A 19,345-nucleotide genomic window follows, 5' to 3' on the forward strand; every position below is an offset into this window, starting at 1 on the left:
GTGGATCAGGTTTGTCCACGCGGCTTAGAGCCGTTTCCGCTCGGCCATGAACGCAGAAACGGCTCCAGCCCATTGTCTGTAGAGCAGAGTCGCGCTCCCGGCTGTTTCCAGCCGTCCGCGATCCGCTCTAGGACAGCGCCCGGCCGACCACCCGCTCGATCTCGGCCCGCACCAGGCGTTCGACCAGCGGCGGCAGGTGCTGGTCGAGCCATTCCTTCAGCAGCGGCCGGATCTCCTCGCGCACGATGTCCTCGATGGTCGGCCCGCCGCGGCTGACGGCGCTGCCGCGCTCGGCGGCGACGGTGCGGAGAAGCTGGCCGACCGAGGCGGCGGCGGCGGCGGCGGCGGCCGGGGCGAGCAGCCCGTCCTCCGGCCGCGAGGCGGGAGGCGGCGGCGGGTCGGCGGGCATGGGCCGCGCCGCCGGGGCTGGCTCCTCCTCTTCCGCGCCGCCGGCGCGGGAGGGGGGAGCGGCAGGCGGCTCCGGCGCCGCGCGGGGTGGCTCGACCAGCATGTCCTCCGAGAGGGTCAGCGGCTCCTCGGCCGGCGGTTCGGCCGGGGGCGCGGGTTCCTCCTCGTTCAGGATCCGGCGGATGGAGGCGAGGATGTCCTCCATGCTGGGGTCCGCCCCGCCCTGGCCCGCGCCGGGCTGGGGGGCGGGGCTGCCGCCGGGATCGGTCCGTTTCTCAGCCATCGTCAGCGCCCCGCCGGCATGACCTGGAGCTCCGGCGGCTCGGCCTCGCCGCCGAGGCCGATCCACCGGTTCCGCACCTGCTGATAATAGGCGCGCATGTCGTAGATCTCCACCGGCAGGCCGAGATCCTGCGCGGTCAGCCGCCCGACCGCCGCGGCCAGGACGTAGGATTGCGAGACCACGGTGGAGAGGGCCTGCACCAGGGCGGTGCGGGCGTTCAGCAGCTCCTGCTCGGCGTTCAGCACGTCGAGGGTGGTGCGGCTGCCGACGATCGCCTCGCGCTGCACCCCGTCGAGCGCGATCTCGGCGGCGCGGATCTGCGCCCTGACCGACTCCACCTGGGCCCGGGTGGCCTGGAGCTGCTCCCAGGCCTGGGTCGCCTGCTGCGCCGCGATGCGGCGCTGGTCGGCGACCACCTGGCGCTGCTGCACGGCGACCTGCCGCGCCTGGCGCACCGCGGCGTATTCGGCGCCGCCCTGGTAGAGCGGCACGGTCAGGCTGGCGGTGATCTGGGTGCCCTCGATCGTCGTGCCGCGGGTCTGGGCGTTCTCGTTGCGGAAGGCCTGGCCCTGCAGGCTGACGCTGGGCAGGAGCTGGGAGATCTGGATGTCCACGTTGTCGCGCGCGGCGGCCTCGTCGAACAGGGCAGCGACGACGTTCGGGTTGTTGAGGCCGGCGAGCTGCGCCGCCTCCTCGGCCGAGCGCACCGGCGGGCGCAGCGGCTGCGGCGCCGTCAGCCGCTGCGGCGGCATGCCGGTCAGGCGCTGGAAGGTGGCGCGCGCGATCTGGAGCTGGCCCTCGGCGCTGGCGCGCGCCGAGCGGGCGCCGGCGAGGCGCGATTCGGCCTGCGCCACGTCGGTGCGGGTGATCTCGCCCACCCGGAAGCGCTCGTTGGTGGCGCGGAGCTGCTCCGTCAGCACCTGCTCGTTGTTGATCTGCAGGCGCAGCTCCTCCTGGAAGCGGACCACGTTCACATAGGCGGAGACGGTCTCCTGCAGCACCTGCTGCTCGGTGGCGAGCAGACGCGCCCGCTGCGCCAGCACCTGGTTCTCCGCCCGGCGGGTGGCGGCGACGGTGCGGCCGCCGCGGAACAGGGGCTGGGTGATGGTGAGGGCGTTGGAGGTGGTGGTGCGGTCGGCCTCCCGCGTGATGCCGGCCTGGCGCGCCTGGCTGTCGATCACGCCGACGCTGCTGGTGATGCTGACGGTCGGCCGCCAGCCCGCCAGCGCCTGGGGCACGTTCTCGTCCACCGCGCGGAGCTGGGCGCGGGCCGCCAGCAGGGTGGGGTTGTTGGCGTAGGCCAGGGCCAGCGCCTCCTGCAGGGTCTGCGCACGCGCCGGGCGGGCCGCCGCGACCAGGGCGGGCGGCACCAGCAGCGCCGTCGTCAGCGCCAGGGCGAAGCGGGTCAACCTCATCGTGGCTCGGATCCTTCCCTCGCGGCCGGGGTGCCGGCACGGGCCTGCCGGTTGCGCATGCGCCGGGCGGCTGGCCCGCCGGGAGACTCGGCTCCGGCAGGCGCGATGCCGGGGCAGATTAGCGCGGACCTCCCGATCGCCAACGCCGCGCCGCCGCCGATGCCGGGGTGGTGTGGCGCCCGCGCCTCAGAAGACGAAGCCCGGCGCCGGCGAGAAGGCCGCCAGGGGGAAGGTGGCGCAGTCGAAGGCGGGGGTGAGGGTGAAGGTGCCGCCGATGCGGCGGCCGATCACCGCCCGGCCGCCGCGCACGCCGTTGCCCTGCACCGTGGCGAGGCGCCCCCCCTCGGCGAGCTGGCCGGCAAGGGAGGCCGGCACCTCCGCCACCTCGCCCTCGATCAGGATGACGTCGTAGGGCGCCCCGGCGGCATGGCCCTCGCGCGGATCGCCGCCGACCAGCCGCACCGAGCCCGGCGGCAGGCAGCCGGACAGCGCCTCCTCGGCGATCCGGCGCAGCGCCGCATCCTCCTCGAGCGCCGTCACCCGCGCGCCCATATGCGCCAGCACCGCGGCGCCGTAGCCGGTGCCGGCGCAGACGACCAGCGCCCGGTCGCCGGGGCGGGGCGCGGCGAGCTGCACCAGCCGGGCGAGCACCATGGGCTCCATCAGCGCCCTTCCCCCCGGCAGCGGCACGTCCTCGTCCACATAGGCGCGGCTGCGCAGCGGCGGCGGCAGGAAGCGCTCGCGCGGCAGGGTCCGCATCGCCTCCAGCAGACGGGGCTCCGTCACGCGGTTGGGCCGCAACTGCCCGTCCACCATCCGCCGCCGCGCGTCCTCGAAATCCATGCGCCACCCATTCCATGCGAGACCGCCGCGCCGCTCCCTCCGCCGGCGCGGGGCGCGGCGGGCCTCCGGGCGGGCGGAAAGATCCTTGGGAGTCCGGAAAGCCGCACGCTTATAGGGGCGCGCCCCGGAGGGCGCCAAGCGGCGCGCTTGACCTCCCGCGGCACCGGCCCGATAGAAGACGGGCCCGCGCGGCGGTCCGGTGGCCGAGTGGTCAGGCAAGGGTCTGCAAAACCCTCTACGGCGGTTCAATTCCGCCCCGGACCTCCAGGGCGGCTTCCGCGCCGGAACAGGGACGGGCGGGGGCTTCCTTCGGGCAGGGGCGGCTGCTATAGGCGCCGCTCCGACCGCATAGGCTGATCCGGCGTGGCGCAGCGGTAGCGCAGCGGACTGTTAATCCGTTGGTCGTTGGTTCGAATCCAACCGCCGGAGCCATCGTTCCCCCCCAAGCCTCCTCCCGCACGCGCCGTGCCCGGCCCCCTCGCGGCAACGGCCCTTTCCTCGCGGGGCAGCGTCCGCTCCCGGCCGGTTTCGCCCCTCCGCGATCCGCTCCACGGTGCGATGCACCATGGTGGAGCATGCTTCCGCCCCCTGCCGGGTGCCCGGTCGCTGCGCCGGCGCTACCGCCTGCGCGGATCCGGCGCTAAAGCCCCTCTCCGACGCCGGCTCGGGGAGGAGGGACGCGGGATGCGCCGCCACAGGATTGCCGCCATCGGCGGCGACGGGATCGGGCCGGAGGTCATCTCCGCGGGCTGCCGCGTGCTCGCCGCCGCCGCCCGGGCGGATGGCGGCTTCGTCCTGGAATTCGAGGAATTCGACTGGGGCAGCGACCACTGGCGCCGCACCGGCCGGATGATGCCCGAGGACGGCCTCAGGCGCCTCGAGCCCTTCGACGCCATCTATTTCGGCGCGGTCGGCGACCCGCACATCCCCGACCACGTGACGCTGTGGGAGCTGCGCCTGGCGATCTGCCAGGGCTTCGACCAGTATGCGAATGTCCGCCCCACCCGCCTGCTGCCGGGCGTGCGCGGGCCGCTGCGCGAGGAGCTCGGCCGGGCGATCGACTGGGTGATCGTGCGCGAGAACAGCGAGGGCGAGTATGCCGGCGTCGGCGGCCGGGCGCATCGCGGCCTGCCGATCGAGGTCGGCATGGATGTCGCCGTATTCACCCGCGCCGGCGTCGAGCGCATCTGCCGCTACGCCTGCGAGGTGGCGATGGGCCGGCCGCGCCGGCGCCTGACGGTGGTGACCAAGTCGAACGCCCAGCGCCACGGCATGGTGATGTGGGACGAGGTCTGCGCCGAGGTCACGGCGCGGTACCCGGACCTCTCGGTGGACCGGATGCTGGTGGACGCCATGACCGCGCGCATGGTCACGCGGCCGGAGACGATAGACACCGTCCTCGCCACCAACCTGCACGCCGACATCCTCTCCGACCTCGCCGCGGCGCTGGCCGGCTCGCTCGGCATCGGCGCCACGGCGAACATCGATCCCACCCGGAAGCGCCCCTCGATGTTCGAGCCGATCCACGGCTCGGCCTTCGACATCACCGGCAAGGGCATCGCCAACCCACTCGGCTGCTTCTGGACCGGCGCCATGATGCTCGACCACCTCGGCGAGCCGGCGGCGGCGCGGCGGCTGATGGCGGCGGTGGAGGCGGTGACGGCGCGCGGCGAGACGCTCACCCCCGATCTCGGCGGCCAGGCCGGCACGGAGCAGGTGACGCAGGCGGTGATCGCCGCGCTCGAAGGCGCCAACGCCTGAGGCGCCGGCGGTCCAGGAAGCCCCTCCGCCCGGGCGCAAAATGCCCTATGATGAAGCTCCTGGGGGACGTCCTGAGGAAATCGCTTGAGCGCAAAAGGTTGAAAATTTTATAAACATTTTCCGCCTACAGGAGTGCCGCACCATGGCGCATGTCACCGATCGGCAGGGCGCTTCCCGTCGCCTGCTGCTGGCCGCCGCGCTCACTGGCTGGCTGCCGCTGCCGGCGCTGGCCCAGCCCGCCGCCGGCCGGTCGGCCGGCCGGCAGGCGGCGCCGCAGCAGGCGATGCTGCCGGCGCAGACGCCCCTCGGGCCGTTCGACGTGCAGGCGCGGCAGGCGCTGCTCGTGGATTTCGACACGGATGCGGTCCTCCTCGAGAGGAACGCCGACGAGCGGATGCCGCCCAGTTCCATGTCGAAGCTGATGACCATGTACATGGTCTTCGACCATCTCAAGCAGGGCCGCCTGCGGCTCGACCAGGAGCTGCCGGTCAGCGAGCGCGCCTGGCGGATGGGCGGCAGCAAGATGTTCGTCGAGGTCGGATCCTCCGTGAAGGTCGAGGACCTAGTGCGGGGAGTGATCGTGCAGTCCGGCAACGACGCCTGCATCGTCCTCGCCGAGGCCATCGCCGGCAGCGAGCAGCAATTCGCCGAGATGATGAACGACAAGGCGCGCCGGATCGGCCTGACCGGAAGCACCTTCAGGAACAGCACCGGATGGCCCGACCCGGAACACAGGATGACGTGCCGGGACCTCGCCGTGCTGGCGAAGCGCATCATCAGCGACTTTCCGGAATACTATCCCTACTACAACGAGCGCAGCTTCAGGTTCAACAATATCAGCCAGGACAACCGCAACCCCACCCTCGCGCGGGTCGCCGGCGCGGACGGGCTGAAGACGGGGCATACCGAGGAGGCGGGGTTCGGCCTCACCGCCAGCGCGCGGAGGAACGACCGGCGCCTGATCCTGGTGCTCAACGGCATGCCGAGCATGCGCGTCCGCGCCGAGGAAAGCCAGCGCCTGCTCGAATGGGGCTTCCGGGAGTTCGACAACGTCACCCTGTTCAGGGCGGCGGAGGTGGTGGAGGAGGTGCCCGTCTATCTCGGGGAGCGGCGCAAGGTCCCGCTGGTGAGCGAGCGGAACGTCACCGTCACCCTGCCCCGCGCCTGGCGGAACCGCCTGCAGGTGCGGGTGCACTACGACGCCCCGGTGCCGGCCCCCATCTCCAGGGGTCAGCCGCTCGGCCGCATCGAGGTGGCGGGCCAGGGCATACCGGCCTTCTCCGAGCCCCTTTACGCGGGCGCGGCGGTCGAGCGGCTCGGCCTCGTGTCGCGGATCCCCGCCATCATCGGGCACTGGATCTCCGGAAGCTGAGGAGCGTCCGATGCGCCCTCGCGCACGGGGTCATGCCGACGGTCCGGCCGCTTGCGGCATCCGGGCAAGGGCGCGGGCCGCGTTCCGGAACCTCCCCTCGAGGATGCGCGGCATCCTCAATGCCGGGCGCCCGTCGGGGCCTCGGCACCGGCCAGGGGCCGGTGCCGCCGGCATCGTCAGATGACTCCCAGCAGCAGAAGAATCAGAATGATCGGGATGGGAATGCCGATCAGCCAAAGAAGTGCGCCCCTGAGCATCGCCTGTCGCTCCCGGTTTGTTTTCGCTCGCCCGATACGCATGAGGACCCGCTCAGTTTCATCCCCGCCACCATCGGAGGACGGGAAATGTGACTTGCGCCGCCGCCCGCGCGCCGATTTCAGGAAGACATGCTGAAGGAGCGGGAACGGGGCAGGTTCATCACCCTGGAAGGGGGCGAGGGCTCGGGGAAGAGCACCCAGGCCCTGCGGCTCGCCTCGGCGCTTGCCCTGTGCGGCGTGCCGGTCCTGCGCACTCGGGAGCCGGGCGGCGCCCCCGGCTCCGAGAGGATACGCGGCCTGCTGCTCGGGGGCGGCGGCTGGGACGGGGTGGCGGAGACCATGCTGCACTTCGCGGCGCGGCGGGAGCATCTCGCGCGCACCATCATCCCCGCCCTGTCCGCGGGGATCTGGGTGGTGTCGGACCGGTTCGTGGATTCGACCCTGGCCTACCAGTGCTTCGCCCAGGGCGTGCCCCGCCGGGTCTGGGACGATCTCGCGGCGCTGAGCCTCGAGGGCGTCTGGCCGGACCTCACCTTCATCCTCGACCTCGCTCCGGAGGAGGGGCTGGCGCGCGCCGCCGCCCGCGGCCCCGTCAACAGGTACGAGGCGCTGGACCTCGCCTTCCACGCGCGGGTGAGGGACGGGTTCCGCGCCGTTGCGGCCCTCGCGCCCGCCCGCTGCGTCCTTCTCGATGCCACCGACTCCCCGGAGGGGATCGCGGCGGCCATCCTCGGCATCGTGCGGGCGCGGCTGCGCTTGCCGTCGTGACGCCGCCCGAGCCGCGCGCCAACCCCGAGCTGGTTGGCCATGAGGCCGCGGCCCGCACCCTGGAGGCGGCGGCGCGCGGCGGACGCCTGCACCATGCCTGGCTGATCGCGGGCCCGGCCGGGGTGGGCAAGGCGACCCTCGCCTACCGCTTCGCCCGCTGGCTGCTCGCCGGCATGCCGGAGGCGGCGCCGGGACAGGCCCCGCTCTTCGTGCCGCCCGCGCACCCGGTCTTCCGCCGCGTCGCCGCCGCCGCCCATGCGGACCTGTTCGTCCTGGAGCCGAACACCGGCGAGCGGGGGACGAAGGAGGTCCTGCGGGCCGAGGACGCGCGCGCCGCGATCCGCTTCCTCGCGCACACCGCCGCCGAGGGCGGCTGGCGCGTGGTGGTGCTGGACCAGGCGGAGCGCGCCGACCGCGCGGAAGTGCAGAACATCCTGCTCAAGACGCTGGAGGAGCCGCCTCCGCGCACCGTGCTGCTGCTGGCCGCGAACCAGCCCTACAGGCTGCTGCCGACCATCCGCAGCCGCTGCCGCCGGCTCGACCTGTTCCCGCTGCCGGAGCCGGACCTCCTCGGCCTTCTCGGCCGGCTGCTGCCGGAGATGCCCGAGGCGGAGCGGGCCGGCCTCGCCCGCATCGCCGACGGCGCCCCCGGCCAGGCGCTGAGGCTGGCGGAGAAGGAAGGGATGGCGCTGCAGGGACTGGTCGAGGAGGTGCTCGCGGCCCTGCCGCGCCTCGATCCCCGGCGGGCCCATGACATCGCCGAGGTGGTGGCGGGGCAGCGCGACGCCTCCGCCCTCGCCACCTTCCTCGCGCTGCTGCGCCGCGCCCTGGCGGCAGGGCTGCGTCATGCCGGCCGCGCCGCGCCGGAGGCGCGCCCGCCCTGGCTCGGGGGCGCCTCGCTTGCCGACTGGGTGACCCTGTGGGAGAAGCTGGGTCTCCTCGCGGACGAGGCGGAACGGCTGAACCTCGACCGCAGGCAGGCGGTTCTCCAGGCCCTCTCCCTGGTGCGGGCCGGGCCCCGGTCCGCCCTGCCCATGCCGGGGCGGTGAAAGAGCAGCGAATGAGCAAGCCGCGCACCTACCTGACGACGCCGATCTACTACGTGAACGACCGGCCCCATATCGGCCACGCCTACACCTCCCTCGCGGCCGACGTGCTGGCGCGGTGGAAGCGGCTCGACGGCCACGAGGTCTTCTTTCTCACCGGCACCGACGAGCATGGGCAGAAGGTCGAGAAGGCGGCGCGGGAGGCCGGCCTCGAGCCCCAGGTCTTCACCGACCAGGTGAGCGAGCATTTCCGCGACCTCGCCCGGCGCATGGAGTTCTCCAACGACGACTTCATCCGCACCACCGAGCCCCGGCACCGGCGCGCCTGCCAGGCGCTCTGGACGGAGCTGGCGCGCCGGGGGGAGATCTACCTCGGCCACTACGAGGGCTGGTACGCCGTGCGCGACGAGGCCTTCTACGGCCCGGAGGAGCTGACCGAGCGCGACGGGGCGAGATACGCGCCGAGCGGCGCGCCGGTGGAATGGGTGCGGGAGCCCTCCTACTTCTTCCGTCTCTCGAAATGGCGGGACTGGCTGCTCCGCCACTACGAGGAGAACCCGGACTTCATCGCCCCCGCCTCGCGCCGCAACGAGGTCATCAGCTTCGTCAGGGCGGGGCTGCAGGACCTCTCCATCAGCCGCACCTCCTTCCGCTGGGGGGTGCCGGTGCCGGACGATCCGGACCACGTGATGTACGTATGGCTGGACGCGCTGACCAACTACATCACCGCGGCCGGCTATCCCGACATGGACCATCCGCGCTGGGGCTTCTGGCCGGCGGATGTCCACTTCGTCGGCAAGGACATCCTGCGCTTCCACGCCATCTACTGGCCCGCCTTCCTCAAGGCGGCCGGGATCGAGCCGCCGCGCCGGATCTTCGCGCACGGGTGGTGGACCAACGAGGGGCAGAAGATCTCGAAATCCCTCGGCAACGTCATCGATCCGCTGGCCCTGATCGAGCAGTACGGCCTCGATCCGGTCCGCTACTTCCTCCTGCGCGAGGTGCCCTTCGGCCAGGACGGGGATTTCCAGCGCCGCGCGCTGGTCGGGCGCCTGAACGGGGAGCTCGCCGACGGGCTCGGCAACCTGGCGCAGCGGACGCTGTCCCTGATCCAGCGCAATTGCGGCGGTCGGCTGCCGGAGGCGGAGCCGCGCTCCGAGGCGGACCGCGCCTTCCTCGCCCGCCATGTGGAGCCGCTGCCGGAACAGGTGCGGCTGCTGCTGGACGAGCAGAAATTCGACGCCGCCCTGTCCGTGCTGTTCTCCGCGGTGCGGGAGGGCAACGCCTACATCACGCGCGAGCAGCCCTGGGCGCTGCGCAGGTCCGATCCGGCCCGGATGGCCTGCGTGCTGCGCGTGCTGCACGACCTGCTGCGCGGCGTCGCCACGCTGCTGCAGCCCTTCATGCCCGGCAGCATGGGCCGGCTCCTGGACCAGCTCGGCGTGCCGCAGGAGATGCGCGACATCGCGCGGCTCGGCGCGCCGCTGCCGCCCGGCACCCCCCTGCCGCCGCCGAGCCCGCTCTTCCGCAAGATCGACGAGATTCCCTGACGACGATGCTGATCGACAGCCATTGCCACCTCGACTACTTCACCGAGGAGGAGGTCGAGGCGGTCGTCCTCCGCGCGCGGCAGGCGGGGGTCGGCCGGATGGTGACCATCGGCACCCGCGTCGCGCAGGCCGCCGCGGTGAAGTCGCTGACTAGGCGCTTCGACGAGGTCTGGGGCACGGTCGGCATCCACCCGCACAACGTCGCCGAGCACCCGCTGCCATCCGCCGCGGAGCTGGCGGCGCTCGCGGATCATCCGCGCATCATCGGCATCGGCGAATCCGGCCTCGACTACTTCTACGACAAGGCGCCCCGCGCGGTGCAGATGGAGTCGTTCCGCCGCCACATCCGCGCCGCCCGCGTCGCCGACCTTCCCCTCGTGATCCACGCCCGGGACGCGGATGCGGACATCCTGGCGATCCTCGAGGAGGAGCACCGCTCCGGCGGCGCCTTCGCCTTCCTGCTGCACTGCTTCTCCTCGGGGCGCGCGCTGGCGGAGCGCGCGGTGGCGATGGGCGGCTACGTCTCCTTCAGCGGCATGCTGACCTTCCCCAAGGCCGAGGCGATCCGGGAGATCGCCCGCGACCTGCCCGAGGACAGGCTGCTCGTGGAGACCGACGCGCCCTACCTGGCGCCGGTGCCGCTGCGCAGGAAGCGCTGCGAGCCCGCGCATGTCGTCCACACGGCGAGGATGCTGGCCGGGCTGCGCGGCATCAGCCAGGCCCGCGTGGAGGAGGTGACCACCGCCAATTTCTTCCGCCTGTTCCGCCGGGCCGCCTAGCATGCTGCGGGTGATCCTGCTCGGCACCGGCGGCTCCGGGGGCGTGCCGCTGCTCGGCGGGGAGGGCGAGGCGGGGGAATGGGGCGCCTGCGACCCAGGGGAGCCGCGCAACCGCCGCACCCGCACCTCCGCCCTGGTCGAGGGGCCGCAGGGGCAGCGCCTGCTGATCGACGCCGGGCCCGATCTGCGCGCGCAGCTCCTGGCGACGCGCAGGGCGCGGCTGGACGCCATCCTGTTCACCCACGCCCATGCCGACCACATCCTGGGCATCGACGATCTCCGGCAGGTGAACCGCATCACCGGACGGGCCCTGCCGGCCTACGGGACGCGCACCACGCTGAGCCGCCTGGAGGACCGCTTCGACTACGCCTTCATCGAGGCCTCCTCCCCCTTCTTCTTCCGCCCGGCGCTGGAGCCGAGGCGGGTCGAGTACGGGGAGCGCCTGGAGATCGCGGGGCTCCCCGTGCGGGTCTTCCGCCAGGACCATGGCGTCATGGACACGCTTGGGATCAGGATCGGCGGCTTCGCCTATTCGACCGACGTGGTGGCGCTGCCGGAGGAGAGCATGCCGTTCCTGGAGAACGTCGATACCTGGGTCGTCGGCTGCTTCCAGCGGGAACCCCACAAGGTGCACGCGAATCTCGACCAGGTGCTGGAATGGGTCGCGCGGCTGCGGCCGCGGCGCACGGTGCTGACGCACATGAGCGCCTCCATGGACTACGCCGCGCTGCGCCGGGACCTCCCGGAGGGTGTGGAGCCCGGCTATGACGGCATGGTCCTGGAGGTGGGATGACGCCTCCCCCTCTCCGGCTCCCCTCGCGGGGGCATGGGCGGGGCGCCCCGGCTTGACGCCTCCGCCGGCGCGACCGATAGGCGCCGGGCAGCAGATCCCGGTCCCGAGCCCCATGCAGCGCGTCTTCTCCGGCATCCAGCCCTCCGGCGTCCCGACCCTCGGCAACTATCTCGGCGCGATCCGCAACTGGGTGCCGATGCAGGACAGCCACGACTGCATCTTCTGCGTCGTGGACCTGCACGCCATCACCGTCTGGCAGGACCCGGCGGCGCTGGCGCAGCAGACGCGGGAGATGGCGGCGGCCCTGATCGCCTGCGGCCTCGATCCCCGCCGCTGCATCCTGTTCGTGCAGTCCCACGTGCACGCGCACACGCGCCTCGCCTGGATCTTCAACTGCGTCGCCCGCATCGGCTGGCTGAACCGGATGACGCAGTTCAAAGACAAGGCCGGCAAGGACCGGGAGGCGGCGAGCGCCGGCCTCTACGTCTATCCCAACCTGATGGCGGCCGACATCCTGGCCTACCACGCCACCAAGGTGCCGGTCGGCGACGACCAGAAGCAGCACCTGGAACTCGCCAACGACATCGCGGAGAAGTTCAACCACGACTACGGGGTGGCGTTCTTCCCGCGCATCGAGCCGCTGATCCAGGGCGTGGCGGCGCGCGTGATGTCGCTGCGCGACGGCACGAAAAAGATGTCGAAATCCGATCCCTCCGACCAGTCGCGCATCAACCTGACCGACGACCGGGATGCGATCGCCCTCAAGATCCGCCGCGCCCGCACCGACCCTCACCCGCTGCCCGAGCACGAGGCGGGGCTGGAGGGGCGGCCGGAGGCGCGCAACCTGGTCGGCATCCTCGCCGCCATCACCGACACCCTGCCCGAGAACGTGCTGCGCGAGCACGGCGGCAGGGGCTTCTCCGAGTTCAAGGAGGTGCTGGCCGAGGCGCTGATCGCCCATCTCGCGCCGATCCAGAGCGAGATGGCGCGCCTGCTCGGCGACCCCGCGGCGCTCGATGCCGCGCTCCGCCTCGGCGCCGACCGGGCGGAGGCGATCGCCAACCCGATCGTCGCCGAGGCCGAGCGCATCGTCGGCTTCCTGCCCCGGCGCTGAGCGCCTGATCCGCGGAGGCGGGAACGCCGGTGCGGTGGACCGGCCGCGCGGGTGAAGATGCCCGCGCGCATCGCGGGGCCAGGGCCGCGAGCCGGGGGGACGGGCAGGCTCCGGATCCGCCCGCGGCCGTGGCCCCGGCCCGTGCGCTAGAGCAGATCGCGGACGGCTGCAAACAGCCGGGCGCGTGACTCTGCCCTACGAACAATGGGCTGGAGCCGTTTCCGCGTTCATGGCCGAGTGGAAACGGCTCTAGGGGATGTCCGCCCCTACCCTACCCGGAGCAGCCCCGGCCCGTGCACCCGCAGCCAGGCCACCGCGGCGTCGCGGTGCGGGGTCAGCCGCGCCACATGCGCCCAGAAGCGGTCGGAGTGGTTCAGCTCCTTCAGATGCGCCACCTCGTGCGCCACCACGTAGTCCAGCACCCAGTCCGGGGCCATCACCAGCCGCCAGGAGAAGGCAAGCGTCCCGTCCGGGGCGCAGGAGCCCCAGCGGCTGCGGGTATCCTTGATGCGCACCGCCTTCGCCCGCACGCCGAGGGCGGCGGCGTGGCCGGTCACCAGCGTCTGCACCCGCCGCCGCGCCTCGGCGCGCAGGAAGCCGGCGATGCGCGCGGGCAGCGACTCGGCGGGGCCGGGAACGACGATCGCACCGGGCTCCAGCCGGACCGCCCGGCCGTGCTCCTCCGGCTCGTGCCGCACCAGATGCGGCACGCCGCCGAGCGGCACCTGCTCCCCGGGCGCGAAGGGGATGTGGGGGGAGAGCGCCGCCAGCCTCTCCCGCACCCAGGCGGCGTGGGTGTTCAGCAGGGCCATCCCGGCGCGCCTGGCGGCGCGGGGGGGCAGGGTCACCACCACCTCGCCCGCCCGGGGGTCGATGCGCAGGCTGACCCGCCGCGCGCGGCTGGAACGGCGCCATCGCACCGGGCAGGCGAGGGCCTCGGCGAGCCTGCCCCCGGCGGGGGCGAGTGTTTCGGATGCGCTCTGGTCCATGGGGTGAACATGGACCGGCCGGCCACCCCGCTTCAACGCCTTGACACGCGACGTTGCGGAACGGTCGCAGCACTGCTGCGGGAGGGGGCGCCAGCCCCGCCGGCCTGCCCCGGGTCGGAGGAGGGCCATGCCCCCCGCCACGAGGATCCCGGGCGATGCGGCGCGGGGCATTTTCGCGTATGGGTCGAATCGGCCGGGCGGGCCGGCGCTCCGCCCCTCTCGCCGGCGGGTTCCGGCCGCCCAACGAAAGGCGGAAGCGGGCTCCGCTGAAGCGGATCCTGCTGTAGAAGCCGTCCATGCCCCCTGCCCTGCGCGCCCTGCCGGCCCTCCTGCTGCTCGGCGCCATCTGGGGGCTGACGCCGGCCCTCGCCAAGCTGCTGGTGCAGGGGGGGATGCCGGCGCTCGGCCTCGCCGCCCTGGTGGCGACGCTGAGCGCGGCGCTGCTCCGCGCCGCCTGCGCCGCGCGGGGGATCCGCGTGCCGCTCGACGCCGCGCATCTCCGCCACTACGCGGTGACCGGCCTCGCCGGCTTCGCGCTCGCCAACGTGGTCTCCTTCACCGCGCTGCGCCACGTGCCGGCGGGGCTGTTCGCGCTGCTGGTGCCGCTCTCGCCGATGCTGACCATGCTGCTCGCCGCCCTTCTGGGAATGGAGCGGGCGACGCTGCGGCGCCTGTTCGGCACCGCGCTCGGCCTCGCCGGCACGGCGCTCGCCATGGCGCCGGGCGCGGCCCTGCCGGAGGCGCGGCTCCTGCCCTGGGCGCTGCTGCTGCTGGTGACGCCGGCGGGCTACGCCACCGCCAACGTGCTGGCGATCCGCCTCGCCCCGCCCGGCACGCCCTCGCTGGCGCTGGCGACGGGGATGCTGGCGGGGGCGGCGGTCTTCGCCTGGGTGCCGGCGCTGCTGCTCGGCGCGGCGGCGCTGCCCACGGGGGTGGGGCTCGGCGTACTCGCGGCGCAGGCGGGGCTGACGGCGCTCGCCTACATTCTCTACTTCCGCCTGCTCGTGGGAATCGGCGGGGTGGGCACCTCGCAGGTCGGCTATCTCGTCACCCTCTCCGGCCTGTTCTGGGGCTTCCTGTTCTTCGGCGAGCAGCCGGGCTGGCTGACCGTGCCGGCGGCGGGGCTGATCTTCGCCGGCCTCGCGCTGGTGACGCTGCCGCCGCGCCGGCGCGGATAGGGCGCCGCCCTTGCCGCGGCGGCCCCGGGCGCGGATGCTGCGCCGGCGCGGAGGAGGGAGGAGACCGCCGAGATGAACGACCTGGCACCCGCCGGCGACAGCGCGCGCCGCGAGCTGCTCGGCGCGGCGGAGGAGGCGCTCGCCCGCCTCGCCCCCGGCCTGCCGCCCGAGGCCGCCGAGCTGCTGCGCCGCCTCTTCGCCGACGTGCCCTCGGCCGAGCTCGCCGCCATGTCCGCCGAATCGGTCGCCGAGGCCGCCGCCAGCCTGTTCGCCTTCGCCACCCACCGCCCGCCGGGGGAGGCGAAGCTGCGGGTGCTGCCCCCGGGACCGGGCCGCGGCCCGCACGCGGTGGCCGAGATCGTCACCGACGACATGCCCTTCCTGGTGGACAGCGCGCTGACCGCGCTGGCGCGGCACGGGCGGGTGGTGCGCCAGCTCCTGCACCCGATCGTGCCGGTGCGGCGCGACGCGGAGGGCAGGCTGCTGGCGATCGGCCCGGGCGGGACGCCCGAGAGCATGATGCGCATCACCATCGGCGTCGCGCCGGCGGCCATGCTGCCCGGCCTGCACGCCGCCCCGGCCGGGGACTGGGCGGGGCTGGAGGCGGCGCTCGCCCGCGGCATGGCCGATGTCCGCCTGGCGGTGCAGGACTTCCCCGCCATGGCCGCGCTGCTGCGCCGCGCGGCGGAGGAGGTGGGCGGCGAGCGGGATCCGGACGCCGCCGCCTTCCTGCGCTGGCTGGCCGAGGACAACTACGTGCTGCTCGGCCACCGCCGCTTCGCCCTCGGCCCGGACGGCGCGCCGCGCATGGTGGCGGAGGAGAATCTCGGCCTGCTGCGCGACCCCTCCCTGCCCGTCTTCGACGCGCTCCGCGACCTCGGCGAGGTGCCGCCGGCGATGCGCGCCGCCTTCACCGACCCGACGCCGGTGACGGTGGCGAAGGCCAACATGCGCAGCACCGTCCACCGCCCGCAGCATGCGGACGTGATCGGCACGCGCCTGTACGGCGCCGACGGCCGGGTGGAGGGGGTGCGGCTGTTCCTCGGCCTGTTCGCCGCCTCGGCCTACAACCGCAACCCGCGCAGCATCCCGATGCTGGCGGGTAAGGTGGCGCGCATCCTCGCCGCCGCCGGCCTCGACCCGGAGGCGCATGACGGGCGGGCGCTGCGCAACATCCTCGACACCTGGCCGCGCGACGAGCTGTTCCAGGCCCCCGAGGCGGCGATCCTGGAGGGGGCGCGGCGCGCGCTCGACCTCTCGATCCGCCCGCGCCCGGCGCTGGTGGCCCGCCGCGATCCCTTCGGCCGCTTCGTCTCCGCCATCGCCTGGCTGCCGCGCGACACCTTCGACACCCGGCTGCGCGAACGGGTGGGGGAGATGCTGGCCCGGGCCTATGGCGGGCATCTCAGCGCCTTCTACATCGCCCTTGGCGACAGCCCCCTCGCCCGCGTCCACTACATCATCGGCACCGACCCGGCGAAGCCCGCGGCGGTGGAGGAGGCGGTGCTGGAGGCCGCGATCGCCCAGGCGGCGCGCAGCTTCCACGACCGGCTGGCCGAGGCGCTGGCCGCCGAGCGCGGCGAGGGCGCCGCCGCGGCGGCGCTGGGCCGCTGGCGCGACGCCTTCCCCGCCGCCTACCGGGAGGGCGCCTCGGGCGCGCAGGCGGTGGCCGACATCGCGCTGGCCGAGCGGGCCCTGGCCGAGGGGCGGCCCGCCGCCACCCTCTCCCGCCCCCCCGGCGCGGAGACGCTGGCGCTGCGCATGGCCAGCCCCGGCGCGCCGATCGCGCTCGCCGACGCGCTGCCGCTGTTCGAGAGCCTCGATCTCCGCGCCATCGAGGAGGTGCCGCACCGCCTCGCCCCGGCCGGGGCGCCGCCCGTGGTGCTGCACCTCTTCGCCCTGGTGCCCGCCGCGCCGGCCGAGGAGGCGCGCTTCCCGGCGCTGCTCGAGGCGCTCGCGGCGCTGCTCGACGGGCGGGCGGAGGCGGACGGCTTCAACCGCCTGGTGCTGCGCGCCGGCCTTTCCTGGCGCGAATGCTGGCTGCTGCGCGCCATGTTCCGCTGGCTGAAGCAGGTGGGCTTCGGCTTCGCCCAGGCGAGCGTGGAGGCGGCGCTCGCCGCCCACCCGGAGGCGGCGCGGCTGCTGGTGGCGCTGTTCCACGCCCGCTTCGACCCCGACCTGCCAGGGGACCGCGCGGCGCGGGAAGGCGCGCTCGACGCCGCCTGGGCCGCGCTGCTCGAGGGCGTGGAGAACCCGGACGAGGACCGCATCCTGACCCGGCTGCGCACCCTGCTCGACGCGGTGCTGCGCACCAATTTCTTCCAGGACAAGGCCTGGCTGTCGCTGAAGGTGGACAGCGCCGCGGCGGGCGAGATGCCCGCCCCCCGCCCCTGGCGGGAGATCTTCGTCCACTCCCCGCGCATGGAGGGAACGCATCTCCGCGCCGGGCCCGTGGCGCGCGGCGGCATCCGCTGGTCCGACCGGCGCGAGGATTTCCGCACCGAGATCCTCGGGCTGCTGAAGGCGCAGCGGGTCAAGAACGTGGTCATCGTGCCGACGGGGGCGAAGGGCGGCTTCATCCTGAAGCGGCAGCCGCAGCCCTCGGACCGCGAGGCGTTCCAGGCCGAGGGCGTGGCCTGCTACCGCACCCTGGTCCGCGGCATGCTCGACATCACCGACAACCTGGTGGACGGGCGCGTGGTGGTGCCGCCGCGCGTGGTGCGGCGCGACGGCGACGACCCCTACCTCGTCGTCGCCGCGGACAAGGGCACCGCGACCTTCAGCGACGTCGCCAACGCGCTCGCCGCCGAATACGGCTTCTGGCTCGGCGACGCCTTCGCCTCCGGCGGCTCGGCCGGCTACGACCACAAGGCGATGGGCATCACCGCGCGCGGCGCCTGGGTGATGATCGCGCGCCACTTCGCCGAACTCGGCCACGACATCTTCGCCGAGCCCTTCACCTGCGCCGGCGTCGGCGACATGTCGGGCGACGTGTTCGGCAACGGCCTCCTGATCAGCCGGAAGGCGCGCCTCGTCGCCGCCTTCGACCACCGCCACATCTTCCTCGATCCCGACCCGGACCCCGAGGCCTCCTACGAGGAGCGCCGGCGGCTCTTCGCCCTGCCCCGCTCCTCCTGGGAGGATTACGACCGGACGAAGCTCTCGCCCGGCGGCGGCGTCTTCCCGCGCGGCGCCAAGTCCATCCCGCTCTCGCCCGAAATCCGCGCCCTGCTCGGCCTCCGGCAGGAGCGCGCCGAGCCCGCCGCGGTGATCCGCGCCATCCTGCGCGCCGAGGTGGACCTGCTCTACTTCGGCGGCATCGGCACCTATGTGAAGGCGAGCACGGAGAGCCACGCCGAGGCCGGGGACCGCGCCAACGACGCGCTGCGCGTGGACGGGCGGGAGGTCCGCGCCCGCGTCATCGGCGAGGGCGCCAATCTCGGCGTCACCCAGGCCGGGCGGGTGGAATACGCGCGGGAAGGGGCGGGCGGCAGGGGCGGGCGCGTCAACACCGACGCGCTCGACAACTCCGCCGGCGTCTCGACCAGCGACCACGAGGTCAACATCAAGATCCTGCTCGCCGAGGTGGAGCGTGCCGGGGCGCTGACCCGCACCCAGCGCGACGCGCTGCTGCGCGAGATGACCGAGGAGGTCGCCGCGCTGGTGCTGCGTGACAACGCGCTGCAGCACCTCGCCGTCAGCCTGGAGGAGCGGGCGGGGACGGAGGCGCTGCCCGCCCAGGCGGCGCTGATGGCGCGGCTGGAGGCGGAGGGCGTGCTCGACCGCGCCGTGGCCGGGCTGCCGGACACGGTGGCGCTCGCCGCGCGCACCGCCGCCGGCGCCGCGCTGCTGCGGCCGGAGATCGCGGCCCTGCTGCCCTTCGCCAAGCTCTGGCTGACGGATGCGATCGTCGCCAGCCCGCTGCCGGACGACGCGGCGCTGGCGCCGCTGCTGCTCGCCTACTTCCCGGCGCCGCTCCGCGCGCGCTACCCGGAGTTCATCGCCCGCCACCGCCTGCGGCGGGAGCTGGTGACCACCGCCGTCGCCAACCTGGTGGCGAACCGCATCGGCTGCGCCGGCCTCGCACGCCTGACGGCGGAGGCGGGGCCGGTCGCGGCCGCGCGCGCCGCCCTGCTTGCCGGGGCCGCCTTTGGGCTGGAGGAGGCGTGCGACGCCGCCGACGCCGCCCCCGCCCCCGCCGCGGCGCGGCTGGAGGCGCTGCTGGCGCTGCGCCGGCTGCAGGAGGCGGTGGCGCACGGGCTGCTGGCCGAGGACCCGGCGCGGCCGATGGAGGAGGCCCTCGCCGCGCTCCGCCCCGGCATCGCCGCGCTGGTGGAGGCGGAGACGGCGCGGGCGGCGGAGGAGGCGCGGGCGCGGTCCTGGCGCGAGGCCGGCCTGCCTGCCCCGGTCGCGGCGCTGGCCGCGGCGGCGCCGCGGCTGATGGCGGCGCCGGCGATCCTCCGCCTCGCCGCCCTTGCCGGCGCCTCGCCGGCCGCCGCCGCCGCCGCCTGGGACCGGGTGGGCGCCGCCTTCCAGCTCGACGCGCTGCGCGAGGCGGCGGCGCACGCCCCCGCCCCCGGTGCCTTCGGCCCGCGGGCGAAGCTGGTGCTGCAGACCGACCTCGCGGAGGCCCAGGCGCGGCTGGCCGCCGCGCTGCTTGCCGGCCGCGAACCGCCGCCGCCCGCGGCGGCGCGGGCGGTGCAGGTGGCGCGGGAGGCGGCGCTGGTCGGCGACCTGGCGGCGCTGACCGTGGCGGCGCGGGCGCTGGCGGGGCTGGCGTGACCCGCCG

14 protein-coding genes and 2 tRNA genes are annotated in these 19,345 nt (G+C 74.3%); 12 read left to right on the plus strand and 4 right to left on the minus strand.

All coding sequences use genetic code 11. From position 1 onward, the window contains the following. Positions 1–127: 127 nt before the first annotated feature. From ET526_RS12510 to ET526_RS12520, 3 genes are all read right to left on the minus strand, one after another. Positions 128–691, minus strand: coding sequence for a DUF2497 domain-containing protein (locus ET526_RS12510; protein ID WP_240048374.1), 564 nt, complete (start codon positions 689–691; stop codon positions 128–130). Positions 692–693: 2 nt separating this feature from the next. Further along, on the minus strand, positions 694–2,106 hold the full coding sequence (locus tag ET526_RS12515; protein WP_135468046.1) for a TolC family outer membrane protein: 1,413 nt from the start codon (positions 2,104–2,106) through the stop codon (positions 694–696). Between the two features lie 186 nt (positions 2,107–2,292). After that, entirely contained in the window at positions 2,293–2,949 is a 657-nt protein-coding gene (locus ET526_RS12520; RefSeq protein ID WP_135468047.1) for a protein-L-isoaspartate O-methyltransferase family protein, read from the minus strand. Between the two features lie 193 nt (positions 2,950–3,142). Between ET526_RS12520 and ET526_RS12525 the strand changes: the two genes are divergently transcribed. The 10 genes from ET526_RS12525 (at position 3,143) to trpS (ending at position 12,389) form a co-directional block, all read left to right on the plus strand. Beyond that, positions 3,143–3,216 (plus strand) — tRNA-Cys (locus ET526_RS12525). 90 nt (positions 3,217–3,306) lie between these two features. Next, a tRNA-Asn gene (locus ET526_RS12530) sits at positions 3,307–3,381 on the plus strand. A 252-nt stretch (positions 3,382–3,633) separates the two neighbouring features. Then, positions 3,634–4,710 (plus strand): tartrate dehydrogenase, encoded by a 1,077-nt coding sequence (locus ET526_RS12535; RefSeq protein ID WP_135468048.1) that lies wholly within the window; start codon positions 3,634–3,636, stop codon positions 4,708–4,710. Between the two features lie 142 nt (positions 4,711–4,852). Further along, the gene (locus ET526_RS12540; RefSeq protein WP_135468049.1) at positions 4,853–6,082 is read left to right on the plus strand and encodes a D-alanyl-D-alanine carboxypeptidase family protein; all 1,230 of its coding nucleotides are present in this window, start codon (positions 4,853–4,855) and stop codon (positions 6,080–6,082) included. Between the two features lie 386 nt (positions 6,083–6,468). Next, a complete protein-coding gene (gene tmk / locus ET526_RS12545) occupies positions 6,469–7,107 on the plus strand; it encodes a dTMP kinase (RefSeq protein WP_135468050.1) in 639 nt (212 codons plus the stop codon). Then, a complete protein-coding gene (locus ET526_RS12550) occupies positions 7,104–8,156 on the plus strand; it encodes a DNA polymerase III subunit delta' (RefSeq protein WP_135468051.1) in 1,053 nt (350 codons plus the stop codon). Before tmk ends, ET526_RS12550 begins: the two co-directional genes overlap by 4 nt. 11 nt (positions 8,157–8,167) lie before the next feature. Then, entirely contained in the window at positions 8,168–9,703 is a 1,536-nt protein-coding gene (gene metG / locus ET526_RS12555) for a methionine--tRNA ligase (protein WP_135468052.1), read from the plus strand. Between the two features lie 5 nt (positions 9,704–9,708). Beyond that, positions 9,709–10,482, plus strand: a complete 774-nt coding sequence (locus ET526_RS12560) for a TatD family hydrolase (RefSeq protein WP_135468053.1) — start codon at positions 9,709–9,711, stop codon at positions 10,480–10,482. A 1-nt stretch (position 10,483) separates the two neighbouring features. Then, a complete protein-coding gene (locus ET526_RS12565; protein ID WP_192898690.1) occupies positions 10,484–11,275 on the plus strand; it encodes an MBL fold metallo-hydrolase in 792 nt (263 codons plus the stop codon). Positions 11,276–11,387: 112 nt separating this feature from the next. Continuing rightward, on the plus strand, positions 11,388–12,389 hold the full coding sequence (trpS, locus tag ET526_RS12570) for a tryptophan--tRNA ligase (protein ID WP_135468054.1): 1,002 nt from the start codon (positions 11,388–11,390) through the stop codon (positions 12,387–12,389). A 266-nt stretch (positions 12,390–12,655) separates the two neighbouring features. Here the strand turns inward: trpS and ET526_RS12575 are convergent, their stop codons facing one another. Beyond that, the gene (locus ET526_RS12575) at positions 12,656–13,378 is read right to left on the minus strand and encodes a M48 family metallopeptidase (RefSeq protein WP_135468055.1); all 723 of its coding nucleotides are present in this window, start codon (positions 13,376–13,378) and stop codon (positions 12,656–12,658) included. A 296-nt stretch (positions 13,379–13,674) separates the two neighbouring features. On the opposite strand from ET526_RS12575, the gene ET526_RS12580 reads away from it, so the two are divergent. After that, on the plus strand, positions 13,675–14,556 hold the full coding sequence (locus ET526_RS12580; RefSeq protein WP_135468056.1) for a DMT family transporter: 882 nt from the start codon (positions 13,675–13,677) through the stop codon (positions 14,554–14,556). Between the two features lie 72 nt (positions 14,557–14,628). Continuing rightward, positions 14,629–19,338 carry an NAD-glutamate dehydrogenase gene (locus ET526_RS12585; RefSeq protein WP_135468057.1) on the plus strand — a complete coding sequence of 1,570 codons (4,710 nt, stop codon included), beginning with the start codon at positions 14,629–14,631 and terminating at the stop codon, positions 19,336–19,338. Positions 19,339–19,345 lie beyond the last annotated feature (7 nt).

Source organism: Crenalkalicoccus roseus (assembly GCF_004761865.1).
In the GTDB taxonomy this organism is placed as follows: Bacteria; Pseudomonadota; Alphaproteobacteria; order Acetobacterales; family Acetobacteraceae; genus Crenalkalicoccus; species Crenalkalicoccus roseus.